Genomic DNA, 12,575 nt, shown 5'->3' with positions numbered 1-12,575 from the left:
CACCGACAGGAGACAATGGGCAGATGCCCTTCACCCTCGCGCCCGGCGCCGACCATGTCGTCGAAACCGAGGTGAAGCACTCACGATTCATCGCCGCGCTTCGCCGGATCGACGACGCCGAGGCCGCCACGGAGTTCGTCGCGGAGCAGAAGTCGCTGTATCCCGATGCGCGCCATCATTGTTCGGCTTTCGTGATCGGATACGAAGCGAACTCACGCGTCGAGCGTGCACACGACGACGGCGAACCAGGCGGGACAGCTGGGGTGCCGATGCTTCAGGTTCTCAAGTCTCGAGATCTGGTCGATGTGATTGTTGTCGTCACGCGCTACTTCGGCGGAATCAAGCTCGGCGCCGGTGGATTGGTCCGCGCGTATTCGGGAGCCGTCTCGGTTGCTCTCGATTCGGCCGAGCTTGTGGCCAGGGAGAGGAAGATCCTGCGCACTTTGGCGATCCGGCACTCAGAGGCCGGTCGGGTGGAAGCGGAACTGAGAGCGCGGGGCGTCTCGGTGCTCGGAACTGCGTATGGATCGAAGGCGGTGATGACGCTCGCCGCCGGTGACGCCGACGATCTCGACTCGATCGTCGCATCCATCACATCCGGTGCCGGGCAGTTGGAACCTGCCGGGTCGATGTGGGTCGATACCACTGTGCGTGGTTAAGGAGTCCGGAGACTCCCTAACCACGCACGGGGGCGAAGCCCCTTACAGGGACTGAAGAATCTCGCGAGCGAGAGCAGCAGTGGCGGACGGCGTCTTGCCGACCTTCACGCCTGCAGCTTCGAGAGCTTCCTGCTTTGCCTGAGCCGTTCCCGAGGAACCGGAGACGATGGCGCCTGCGTGGCCCATGGTCTTGCCTTCGGGAGCGGTGAAGCCTGCCACGTAGCCGACGACCGGCTTGGTGACGTTGGCCTTGATGTAATCGGCTGCACGCTCTTCCGCGTCGCCACCGATTTCACCGATCATCACGATGACCTTGGTCTCGGGATCCTTCTCGAACGCCTCGATGGCGTCGATGTGGGTGGTTCCGATGACCGGGTCGCCGCCGATGCCGATGGCGGTGGAGAAGCCGAAGTCACGGAGTTCGTACATCATCTGGTAGGTCAGGGTGCCCGACTTGGAGACCAGGCCGATGGGGCCGGTGCCTGCAATGTTGGCGGGCGTGATGCCGACGAGGGCCTCACCCGGGGTGATGATGCCGGGGCAGTTCGGTCCGATGATGCGCGTCTTCTTGCCCTTGGACTCGTTGTACGCCCAAGCGTAAGCGGAGTCCTGAACCGGGATGCCCTCGGTGATGACCACGAGGAGCGGGATCTCCGCGTCGATGGCCTCGACGATGGCGTCCTTCGAGAAGGCCGGGGGAACGAATGCGATGGAGACGTCTGCGCCGGTCTCCTTGATTGCCTCTTCGACCGTCGCGAAGACGGGGAGCTCGACAGGGGAACCGTCAGCAGCAACGTGCGAGACCGTGGTGCCGGCCTTGCGAGCGTTGACGCCGCCGACGACCTGGGTGCCGGCCTTGAGCATCAGAGCGGTGTGCTTGGTGCCCTCGCCGCCGGTGATGCCCTGGACGATGACCTTTGAATCCTTGGTGAGGAAGATTGCCATTGTTCTGTGAGTCCCTTACTTCGCTGCGTGAGCGAGTTCGGCGGCCTTGTCGGCGGCCTCGTCCATGGTTGCGACGACCGTGACCAGCGGGTGGTTGGCCTCGGCGAGGATGCGACGACCCTCTTCGACGTTGTTTCCGTCCAGGCGAACGACGAGCGGCTTGTTGGCCTCGTCGCCCAGGGTCTTCAGTGCGCCGACGATGCCGTTGGCAACTGCGTCACACGCGGTGATGCCGCCGAAGACGTTGACGAACACGCTCTTGACCTGTGCGTCGTTCAGGATGACGTCGAGGCCGGCAGCCATGACTGCAGCGGAAGCTCCGCCGCCGATGTCGAGGAAGTTGGCGGGCTTGACGCCACCGTGGTTCTCGCCGGCGTATGCGACGACGTCCAGGGTGGACATGACCAGGCCTGCGCCGTTGCCGATGATTCCGACCTCACCGTCGAGCTTGACGTAGTTGAGGTCGTTTTCCTTGGCCTTGAGCTCGAGGGGATCGGTAGCGTCGCGATCCTCGAATGCCTCGTGGCCGGGCTGACGGAACGCCGCGTTCTCATCGAGGGTGACCTTGCCGTCGAGGGCGAGGATCTGATCGTCAGGCGTGCGAACGAGGGGGTTGACCTCGACGAGGAGTGCGTCCTCGTTGATGAAGACCTCCCACAGCTTCTGGATCGTGACGGCCGCTGCGTCGAGCACCTCTGCGGGCAGCTTTCCTGCCTCGGCGATGCTGCGCGCGAACGCGAGGTCGACGCCCTTGACTGCGTCGACGGGGATCTTGGCGAGAGCGTCGGGGTTCTCCTCGGCGGTGACCTCGATCTCGACGCCACCCTCTACCGAGCACATGGCCAGGTAGGTGCGGTTGGTGCGGTCGAGCAGGAAGGAGATGTAGTACTCCTCGGCAATGTCACTTGCCTCTGCGACCAGCAGCTTCTTGACGACATGGCCCTTGATGTCCAGGCCCAGGATTGCCTCGGCGTTTGCCACTGCGGCATCCACGTCGGGCGAGTACTTGACGCCACCGGCCTTGCCGCGGCCGCCTACCTTGACCTGTGCCTTCACCATCACGGGCTTACCGATTTCTTCGGCAATCTCGCGTGCGCCGGCGACTGTGTCTGTAACACGTCCAGCCGAAGTCGGCACTCCGTGCTTGGCGAAGAGTTCCTTCGCCTGGTATTCGAAGAGATCCATCTGCTCACCGTCTCGTCTGCGTTGTCACCCGCTCGAGGGGTAGGAGCGGGTCTGTTCTGGACTTTAACCAGTTGCCGCGTTCGGTTTGCGCCCGCACTGATGCTATGTGGCCCAAGTCACGCGCAAATGCGCAATGAGGCACGCCTCACCGATCGAGCAAGGTGGCCACACCGAATTTGTCAAGCATCAGTCTCACTGATTCTTGCGCTCGAGAACGCTGCAACGAGAAGCAACACTATGCCCGTGGCCGCTGTGATCGCACCCACCCCCACGGTTGCGTCCGATATGCGCGATGACGTGAGCGGCCACTCACTGACGTACACCAGAGCTGCCACGGCAGATCCGATCAGCAATGCCGCGCCTCGAGCCGGCCGCGCAGACGCTGCGATCACAGCGGCGATCACGACGGTGACGCCGACGAGCAGTTGCCCCCAGACGTCAATTCCCCACGGCCACTCCAGAACTGACGCCGCTGTGTAGGCGTCACCCCGATAGAGGGGAAGCGCGGTCCCGATCAGGACTGCGACTGCGCCGATCCCACCGACGAGAAGCACCAGCCCTCTCGAACCGCCGTCTACCGACGTGTCGACGTCTTCACGTTCTGCGCTTCCCGCCAGCCAGACGAGCAGTCCCGTCGCCGCAGCGAGGAGAGCCGCGCCACAAAGCACGAAGGCGCCGGCACCTAACCCGACGCCTGGAACGTCCGTCGCGATGACCGCCGACTGCATCACAGCCGCGACGCCCATCACGACGGTGGTCCACAGCACTCCGACGGCCGGACGCACCACGGCGGCGCGGCCCGGGGCAAACAGGCCCAGCGCGGCGAGGAGCAGTACGGCAGCCGAGAGCAGGACAACTCGAGACGACAGCATCGACGGTTCGGGAATGTTCTCCGGCAACGACAGGACCGGAAGTGCCACGCCCAGGGCTGCCACTGCTGCGGTGCCAACTGCGGCGATACCGGCAACGCGGTGAAGTCTGTTCACCCGCGCTTGCGCCGCCCGGGACTGAGCCACCATCGCTGCCTTGAGCGCACCCTTTGTTGTCTTCGCAGGCGCGCGGACCACACTTTCAGCGGGAATCGCATCCGTTTCACGCCTGGATGCGAGGTAAGGCGCTGAAACTCCGATCACGACGATGACCACGGCGGCCAGTGCCCCGACCACGGATCCCGAACCGACGCCGATCCGATCGCCGGCCGCGAACCCAGCCATCACCCTGGTTCCACTGACTGCGAGTGCGCCGAGACCGACACCGATCAGGGCGCCGCAGCCCACCGGTAGGGAGATGGACGTCAATGCCGCCGCGACCGCAACGAGCACCGCGACGCCGACCAATCCTGTACCGACGGCAATGGCCGACACCGAGTCGACGAGCGGTTTGACCAGAAAGATCGGATCCTGCGAACTGAAGGAAGGACCGAACAGGGAGAGCACGAACACCACTGCGGCCAGAATCAGCAGCGCTGTCGGCCACGCGCCGATCCGTCCGCCAACCGATCGCCCGTCGAATTCCGCGGCGCGAGCGCTGCCGTATCCGTCCCGTTCCGATTCACGATGGACAGCGACAAGTCCGAGCACCCCGGACAGGACAAGAAGGCAGTGTCCCGCGAGCGCGAGATAAGCGCCCGGACCCGCATCGATCGAACCCGCCGAAATCGGACGGAAAAGGTCCAAGCGGTTTGCATCGATTGCGTCGACGAACAACTGGACGTCGAGAATTGCCGCTCCGAGCGACACCGCTCCGATACCGGCCAGGAGTCCACCGGCCAAGGCGGGCCTGCGGCCCGAGGTGAGCACTGCAACCAACGGCACGATGATCGTGCAGACGGCCGCGAAGAGAGCGGCAGAAGCAAGAGCCCCCGTCGTGTCGACCCCGCGGCCACTCCCGACTCCGACGACGGGGCTGGCCGCCACTCCGACGGCACCGAGCAGTCCGATTACCGCCGCGAGTGGCGCCCCGGACTTCACTCCGGGGTCGTCGAAACGCGCCTGCGACGTAGTTCCAGGTGTTGTGGACACTCGATCGACGGTAGTGCCTGAATGGACCGGTGATCCGGTTGTGACACGCGTGATCACGAAACGAGATGATTCGTCCGTTTTGCCCGTATCGACATATTCCCAGGTCAAGCTGTGAGGCACGTCACATAATCGGACAGGTTTCCGCTACGGCTTGCGCCCATCGCAATCATTTCGTTACCGTCAGTCGGTCTAAGTCACGGGCTGATCACGAACTCGAGGAGAGAACCGGCATATGCATCACCGCAGCCAGTTCACCGCTAGTAGGTTCTCGAACTCAGCTCCAGACGAGGTCACGACCACTTATCCAACGCACTCGGCCAGGCGTTACACCGAGACCAAAAGTTCTGAGATCTCTACCGATATGTTCACTCGAAATTCATCCTCCACGTCGTCAGATTCCGACTCTCACGAGTTCGTCGAGTCCGACGTGATCAGCACCCCCACTTACGCCTCTTCCGCACCGACAGTCGATGTCGAATCTCCGGTTCGCCGCAGCGGTGCTCACCGACTCCCCACCCCTCCCTCTGCTCTCAAGGGCCGCGCCGCCGTTCTGGCAGTTGCAGCCGGCGCAGTTGTCGCCGCGGGCCAGGCAGTTGTCAACGACGGTTCCTCTTCCGCCGCCGACCACTCGGAAGTTGCACTCGCCAACGAGTCCTCCGCGATCGGCACCACCGCAGAACCGCAGGCCGCTCAGTTCGCTCCGGCCACCTCCACGGCAGCCACCACCGAGGCCGACGCTCCCCAGGTCCTCAACGTCGCAGCACCGACCGACCTCTCCCAGTTCAGCAACCTGCTTGCCAAGGGCCAGCGTTTCAGTGACGAGCGCGCAGCACGCGAAGCAGCTGCCCGTCGCCCGCTGTTCGTCCTGCCGGCAGTCGGCACGTTCACGTCCAACTTCGGCACCCGCTGGGGCACCCTGCACGCCGGCGTCGACATCGCCGCCCCGATCGGGACGCCCATCGTCGCAGTCGCCGACGGCAAGGTCATCGATTCAGGTCCGGCTTCCGGATTCGGCATGTGGGTACGCCTACAGCACGCAGACGGAACGATCACCGTCTACGGCCACATCGACACGTCCACCGTCACCGTCGGTCAGCAGGTCATGGCCGGCGACCAGATCGCCACTGTCGGCAACCGCGGCTTCTCCACCGGCCCGCACCTTCACTTCGAGGTTCACCTCGCCGGCGAGAACAAGATCGACCCCCTCCCTTGGCTCGCATCACGCGGCATCAGCCTCGGTATCGAGCAGGACTGACCGCAAGCCCAACGCTTCTGACAAAAAACTTCCGGCCCGCACCTTTCCAGGTACGGGCCGGAAGTTTTTTGTCTGTCTTCTACAGCTTGACCATCGGCACACCGCCGATGAGCATCAACCGCACCTTGCCCGCGCTACCGAAGTCGATGGTGACCGTCGCGGTGGGTCCGGTGCCCTTGGTTTCCAACACGGTGCCCAGACCGTACTTGTCGTGACTGACGCGGTCACCCGTGGCAAGGACCAGAACGTTGTTGCGGCCACGCGCGGCACCGAAACTGGGAGTCGACGCAGCCTTGCCGGACCCTCCCCCGTAGTTCTGCCCGCCACCGTATCCCTGACCGCCACCGTATCCCTGGCCGCCCTGGCTGCCGTATCGGCTTCCGCTGCCGTAACCCGGCCTGCCGCTTCCGAATCCACCACCGGTGCCCGGATCCTCACGGCGCCAATTGATCAGGTCCTCCGGGATCTCCTGGATGAACCGCGACGCCGGGTTCTGGATCGGTTGTCCCCAAGCCGAACGCATGATCGCGCGCGTCAGGTACAGGCGCTGCCTGGCGCGGGTGATGCCGACGTAAGCGAGTCGACGCTCTTCGGACAGCTCTGCCGGATCACCGAGGGCGCGCATGTGCGGGAACTGCCCGTCCTCCCAACCGGTGACGAAGACGACCGGGAACTCGAGGCCCTTGGCGGTGTGAAGCGTCATCATCGTGACGACGCCGTCGTCGGAGTCCGGCAGTTGATCGGCGTCGGCGACAAGTGATACCCGTTCGAGGAAGGCGGCGAGCGAACCCGGATCGGGTTCGCCTTCACGCATTGCTGCGGTTTCCTCGTCGTCCGGATCGATCAGCCCGGCCGCGTTTCGTGCGTCGGAGCTGAATTCTCTTGCCACGCTGACGAGTTCGTTCAAGTTGTCGAGTCGCGCGCCGTCCTGTGGATCGCTGCTGGCCGCAAGCTCGGCGCGGTAGCCGGTTCGCTCGAGCACTGCCTCGGCGACCTCACCGATGTCACCGAGTTCGAAGGGTTCGTCCTCGTCGGCGGCCGGTGTCGGCAGCAGGGCCCGCAGCCCGTCCATCATCTCGAGGAACGACGCGATGGCCTTCTGTGACCGCGTATTGAGCAGCGCCACTTTGCCTTCCGCGCCGTCGCGCAGTGCGGCGGCGAAGCTGATGTTGCGATGCTCGGAGTGCACGGCGACGCAGGCTTCGGCTCGATCACCGATACCGCGTCGTGGCGTGTTGAGAATGCGTCGCAGGCTCACGGTGTCGTCTTCGTTGGCGAGGACGCGCAGATACGCGACGATGTCCCGAACTTCCTTGCGCTCGTAGAAGCGAACGCCGCCGACCACCTTGTACGGCACTCCGAGTCGAATGAAGATCTCCTCGAGCGCGCGTGAGGAGTTGTTGGTCCGGTAGAACACCGCGATGTCGGCGAACTTGGTCTCGCCCTGGTCCACCAGCCGATCGATCTCCGAGGCGACAAAAGATGCTTCGTCGTGCTCGTTGTCTGCAACGTAGCCGACGATCAGTTCACCTTCACCCGAATCGGTCCACAGACGCTTTTCACGTCGGCCGGTGTTCTTGGAAATCACGGAGTTGGCCGCAGACAGAATGTTCTGCGTCGAACGGTAGTTCTGTTCGAGAAGGATGGTCCGAGCGTCCGGGTAGTCGCGTTCGAACTCTTCGATGTTGCGGATAGTGGCTCCGCGGAATGCGTAGATCGACTGATCGGCGTCACCGACGACGCACAATTCGGCCGGGGCAACGGCATGGTCGGACTCTCCGGCACCGCCGACCAGTTCACGCACCAGCATGTACTGCGCGTGGTTGGTGTCCTGGTACTCGTCGACGAGCACGTGACGGAAGCGGCGGCGGTAGTACTCGGCAATCTGGGGAAACGCCTGGAGAAGCGCAACGGTCTCACCGATGAGATCGTCGAAGTCGAGTGCGTTCGCCGCACGCAACCGCTGTTGATAGTGGCCGTAGACCTTGGCGATCAGTCGCGGCAGCTCGGCCGGATCCTGATCGGCTGCGACAACCGCCTCTTCCGGTCCGACGAGTTCGTTCTTCAGGTTGGAGATGTGAGTGGCGAGAAGCCGCGCGGAGAATCGTTTGGTGTCGAGCTCGAGGTCCTTCGAGATCATCGTCAGCAGTCGACGCGAATCGTCGGAATCGTAGATCGAGAAATTCGAGTTCAAACCGGGCAGGAGCGCCGCCTGTGCTCGCAGGATGCGCACGCAACTGGAGTGGAACGTCGATACCCACATGGCGTTGGCACGCGGTCCGACAAGAGCTGCCACACGCTCGCGCATCTCGGCCGCAGCCTTGTTGGTGAACGTGATGGCCAGGATCTGACCGGGGGTGACACCCCGTTCGGCCAGCAGATAGGCGATGCGACGCGTCAGTACTGCCGTCTTGCCCGAGCCGGCGCCCGCGACGATCAGCAACGGCGAACCGGTATGGACCACGGCCTCGCGCTGTTGCGGGTTGAGACCCTCGAGGAGGGCGTCCGAACCCGCGCCATGTCCCCGCGCGCCGCCCCCGTCGTGCTGGGAATGTCCGTCGTGCTCACCGAGTGCTGGGTACGTGTTCATCGCCTGTCCACGCTACCGGCGTCCACCGACACGGTCGTCAGTGCGTCCACCTGCTGGTAGAGGCACTTGGATTACCTGTGTCGAGCATGGCAAACTGGACGCTATGTTCAGCATTTCCGTTCGCGACAACACGGCCGACCCCGTCGGCCCGCTGTGGCGTTACTTTACGTGCCCCGGACCTCGGTGCACGTGATCTGAACAGCTCACCCGCCCCTGGTCCGAATCGGATCCGGGGCATTTTCGTCAGTGTGCCTGGATCGGTAACGACCCGAGCCGAGACCACGATCCACGCAGTAGGAAGAGGAGACGAATAGCAATGAGCACCCAGGCTGCAGCCCCCAATGGAAATACTGTAAATACTGTAAACACTGCTCCGACAGACGTCGAGATCCCCCAGAGTGAGGCGGAGATCGACGAGCTCCGGAAAGAAATCGACCGTCTCGACGCCGAGATCCTCGCGGCCATCAAACGCCGCTCCGAGGTCTCCCAGATCATCGGCCGTACCCGGATGGCATCGGGTGGTCCGCGTCTGGTGCACAGCCGAGAGATGAAGGTCCTCGAACGGTTCAACGAGCTGGGCCAGGAAGGCCACACCCTCGCGATGCTGCTCCTGCGCCTGGGCCGCGGACGCCTGGGCCACTAGCGCACACCCAGATCACTTGCGAACGGCTACATCGGATGCCTCTGGCAGTCCCGATGTAGCCGTTCGTGTGTGTGTCAGTTCTCGAGCGCGATGTACTTCGTGTTCAGGTATTCCTCGATCCCCTCGGTCCCGCCCTCGCGGCCGAATCCGGATTCCTTCACACCACCGAACGGCGCTGCCGCGTCCGAGATCACTCCGCGGTTGACGCCGATCATTCCTGATTCCAGTGCGTCGGAGACCCGAAGCGCACGGTCGAGATCCCTCGTGAAGATGTACGCAGCCAATCCGAACTCGGTGTCGTTGGCGGCCGCGATTCCCTCGGCTTCGGTGTCGAAGCCGGTGATTGCGGCGACGGGTCCGAACACCTCTTCCTTCAGTATCCGCGCGCTCGCCGGAACGTCGGCCAACACGGTGGCCGGATAGAAGTGCCCCTCACCACCTGGCGCTTCGCCGCCCAGTCGAACCTTCGCCCCGGCATCCACCGCATCTGCAACCAACTCTGCGACCGTGTCGAGCTGGTTCTGGTTGATCAGCGGGCCGAGCTTCGTCTCCGGGTCGGTACCCGGTCCCATCGTGAACGCCGCCATCTTCTCGGTCAGCTTGGTCGTGAACTCCTCACGCACGGCGTTGGCGACATGGAACCGGTTGGCGGCGGTGCAGGCTTCGCCTCCGTTGCGAAGCTTGGCCAGTACCGCACCCTCGACTGCCTTGTCGACGTCCGCGTCGTCGAACACGACGAAGGGCGCATTGCCACCCAATTCCATCGACGTGCGGAGCAATCGCTTCGCGGACTTCTCCACCAGCATCTTGCCGACGCCGGTGGACCCGGTGAAGGTGAGCTTGCGCAGTCGGGGGTCGTCGATGAGAGGGCCGGTCACTTCCCCGGATTTCGATGTCGGCAACACCGAGAGGACTCCGTCGGGCAGCCCTGCTTCGGCCATGAGCTGAGCGAGCAGCAGCATCGTCAACGGGGTCTCCGAGGCGGGCTTGACGATGATCGTGCAGCCGGCGGCCAACGCCGGTCCGATCTTGCGGGTGCCCATCGCCAACGGAAAATTCCAGGGAGTGATGGCCAGACACGGTCCGACCGGCGCCTTCGTGACGAGGATCCGGCCGTTGCCCGCCGGCGCCGGCGTGTAGCGCCCGCCGATGCGAACGGCCTCCTCGCTGAACCACCGGAAGAACTCGGCGCCGTACTTGACCTCGGCACGGCTCTCGGCGAGTGCCTTGCCCATTTCGAGGGTCATCAGCAGCGCCACGTCCTCGGCGCGCTCGGTGATCTTCTCGAAGACGGCTCGCAGAATTTCACCACGCTCGCGCGCAGGTGTGCTCGCCCACTTCGACGAGACGGCCACGGCTTCGTCGAGCGCGCGCATCGCATCCGCGGGGCTAGCATCGGCGACGTCGGTCAACGATTTTCCGGTCGCCGGATCTGCCACCGGGAAGGTCGCGTTGTTCTCCGCGGGCTCGAACCGGCCGCCGACGAACAACTGGGTGGGAACTGATCGAATGAATTCGAATGTGTCCATGGGTTCCATGATGCTCGTCGAAGCCGCGTCCGTCTGCCCGCGAGCGAGACTCACGCGGAAGTTTCCAGCTTGTGCCACTAAAGTCGATGATCGTGAGCACTGACATCACCGGAACCTCAGCCTGGCAGAAACTGCGCGCTCATTACGCCGACATCGAAGGCGTTCACCTGCGAGAACTCTTCCAGGACGATCCAGCCCGCGGGCGAGAGCTGACGATCGACGCCGGTGATCTTCACATCGACTACAGCAAGCATCGCGTCAGCCGCGAGACTCTCGCGCTACTCGTCGAGTTGGCCCGCGAGGCCGGCGTCGAGGCACGACGCGACGCGATGTTCGCGGGCGATCACATCAACAGCTCGGAAGACCGAGCCGTGCTGCACACAGCACTGCGTCTGCCGAAGGATTCTGCTCTGACCGTCGACGGTCAGGACGTCGTCGCGGACGTTCACGAAGTTCTGGACGCGATGGGCGCTTTCGCGGACCGGGTGCGCAGTGGCGAGTGGACGGGCGCCACCGGCAAGCGCATCCGCACCATCGTCAACATCGGCATCGGCGGTTCCGACCTCGGGCCCGTGATGGTCTATCGCGCGCTACGGCACTACGCGGACGCCGGAATCAGCGTTCGGTTCGTCTCCAACATCGACCCGGTCGACCTGGTCGGGCAGCTCGACGACCTCGATCCGGAGACGACCCTCTTCATCGTCGCGTCCAAGACGTTTTCCACCCTCGAGACGCTCACCAATGCGACGGCGGCAAAGCGTTGGCTGTTCGCCGGTCTGGGCAGCGAAGACGTCTCGGCCGTAGCCAAGCATTTCGTCGCAGTCTCCACCCATGGTGATCGCGTGGCGGAGTTCGGCATCGACACCGCGAACATGTTCGGATTCTGGGATTGGGTCGGCGGGCGCTACTCCGTCGACTCGGCGATCGGCTTGTCGGTCATGTGCGCCGTCGGACCCGTTCGTTTTGCCGAATTCCTCGACGGTTTCCACCAGATCGACACGCACTTCCGAAACCAACCGCTCGAGCAGAACGCGCCGGTTCTCCTCGGGCTCATCGGGCTCTGGTACTCCAACTTCTTCGGCGCTCAGTCCCGAGCAGTGCTGCCCTACTCCAACGACCTGTTGCGCTTTCCCGCGTACCTGCAGCAGCTGACCATGGAGTCCAATGGCAAGTCGGTTCGCGCCGACGGCTCACCGGTGACCACGTCCACCGGTGAGATCTTCTGGGGCGAGCCGGGAACCAACGGCCAACACGCGTTCTATCAGCTCCTGCATCAGGGCACGTGGCTCGTGCCCGCCGATTTCATCGGCTTCGCGGAATCCACCGACGATCTGCCGACGGCGGACGGCACCGGATCCATGCACGATCTGCTCATGAGTAACTTCTTCGCTCAGACAAAGGTTCTCGCCTTCGGCAAGACCGCCGAAGAAATCGCTTCAGAGGGCACGGCCCCGGAGTTGGTGCCGCACAAGGTGATGCCAGGCAACCGGCCTTCGAGCACCATCCTGGCCAAGGAATTGACGCCCTCGGTCGTCGGTCAGTTGATCGCACTCTACGAGCACCAGGTATTTGTCGAAGGTGCTGTGTGGGGTGTCAATCCGTTCGATCAGTGGGGCGTCGAACTCGGCAAGACGCAGGCACTGGAACTGGGACCTGCACTCTCCTCCGAAGAGGCACCCGGCGACCTCGGCGACACGTCCACCGACGCACTCGTGCACTGGTACCGCAAGGAGCGCGGACGGGCCTGA

Annotated in this window: 9 protein-coding genes; 4 read left to right on the top strand and 5 right to left on the bottom strand. The window is 63.9% G+C overall.

Annotated elements, in window-relative coordinates; genetic code table 11:
- Nucleotides 1-23: 23 nt before the first annotated feature.
- A complete protein-coding gene (locus tag AC3WQS_RS04715) occupies nt 24-659 on the top strand; it encodes an IMPACT family protein (protein ID WP_019744752.1) in 636 nt (211 codons plus the stop codon).
- Between the two features lie 42 nt (nt 660-701).
- Here the strand turns inward: AC3WQS_RS04715 and sucD are convergent, their stop codons facing one another.
- The 3 genes from sucD to AC3WQS_RS04700 form a co-directional block, all read right to left on the bottom strand.
- A complete protein-coding gene (gene sucD / locus AC3WQS_RS04710) occupies nt 702-1,604 on the bottom strand; it encodes a succinate--CoA ligase subunit alpha (protein ID WP_003946432.1) in 903 nt (300 codons plus the stop codon).
- Nucleotides 1,605-1,619: 15 nt separating this feature from the next.
- Nucleotides 1,620-2,789 carry an ADP-forming succinate--CoA ligase subunit beta gene (sucC, locus tag AC3WQS_RS04705; protein WP_019744753.1) on the bottom strand — a complete coding sequence of 390 codons (1,170 nt, stop codon included), beginning with the start codon at nt 2,787-2,789 and terminating at the stop codon, nt 1,620-1,622.
- Between the two features lie 179 nt (nt 2,790-2,968).
- Complete coding sequence (locus tag AC3WQS_RS04700; RefSeq protein WP_492711624.1) at nt 2,969-4,810, bottom strand: hypothetical protein; 1,842 nt, start codon at nt 4,808-4,810, stop codon at nt 2,969-2,971.
- Nucleotides 4,811-5,042: 232 nt separating this feature from the next.
- On the opposite strand from AC3WQS_RS04700, the gene AC3WQS_RS04695 reads away from it, so the two are divergent.
- Complete coding sequence (locus AC3WQS_RS04695; protein WP_020970357.1) at nt 5,043-6,065, top strand: M23 family metallopeptidase; 1,023 nt, start codon at nt 5,043-5,045, stop codon at nt 6,063-6,065.
- A gap of 79 nt (nt 6,066-6,144) precedes the next feature.
- Here AC3WQS_RS04695 and pcrA read toward each other — a convergent pair whose 3' ends face one another.
- Nucleotides 6,145-8,655, bottom strand: coding sequence for a DNA helicase PcrA (gene pcrA, locus AC3WQS_RS04690; RefSeq protein ID WP_492711627.1), 2,511 nt, complete (start codon nt 8,653-8,655; stop codon nt 6,145-6,147).
- A 316-nt stretch (nt 8,656-8,971) separates the two neighbouring features.
- On the opposite strand from pcrA, the gene AC3WQS_RS04685 reads away from it, so the two are divergent.
- Complete coding sequence (locus AC3WQS_RS04685) at nt 8,972-9,298, top strand: chorismate mutase (RefSeq protein WP_019744757.1); 327 nt, start codon at nt 8,972-8,974, stop codon at nt 9,296-9,298.
- Nucleotides 9,299-9,372: 74 nt separating this feature from the next.
- Here AC3WQS_RS04685 and AC3WQS_RS04680 read toward each other — a convergent pair whose 3' ends face one another.
- Nucleotides 9,373-10,827, bottom strand: coding sequence for an NAD-dependent succinate-semialdehyde dehydrogenase (locus AC3WQS_RS04680; RefSeq protein ID WP_283383945.1), 1,455 nt, complete (start codon nt 10,825-10,827; stop codon nt 9,373-9,375).
- Between the two features lie 92 nt (nt 10,828-10,919).
- Between AC3WQS_RS04680 and pgi the strand changes: the two genes are divergently transcribed.
- Nucleotides 10,920-12,575 (top strand): glucose-6-phosphate isomerase, encoded by a 1,656-nt coding sequence (gene pgi / locus AC3WQS_RS04675; protein WP_021345178.1) that lies wholly within the window; start codon nt 10,920-10,922, stop codon nt 12,573-12,575.

The sequence above is a fragment of the Rhodococcus sp. FW305-130 genome, assembly GCF_058788335.1.
Note: the sequence above shows the minus strand (reverse complement) of the source record. Positions and strands in the feature narration are given on the sequence as shown.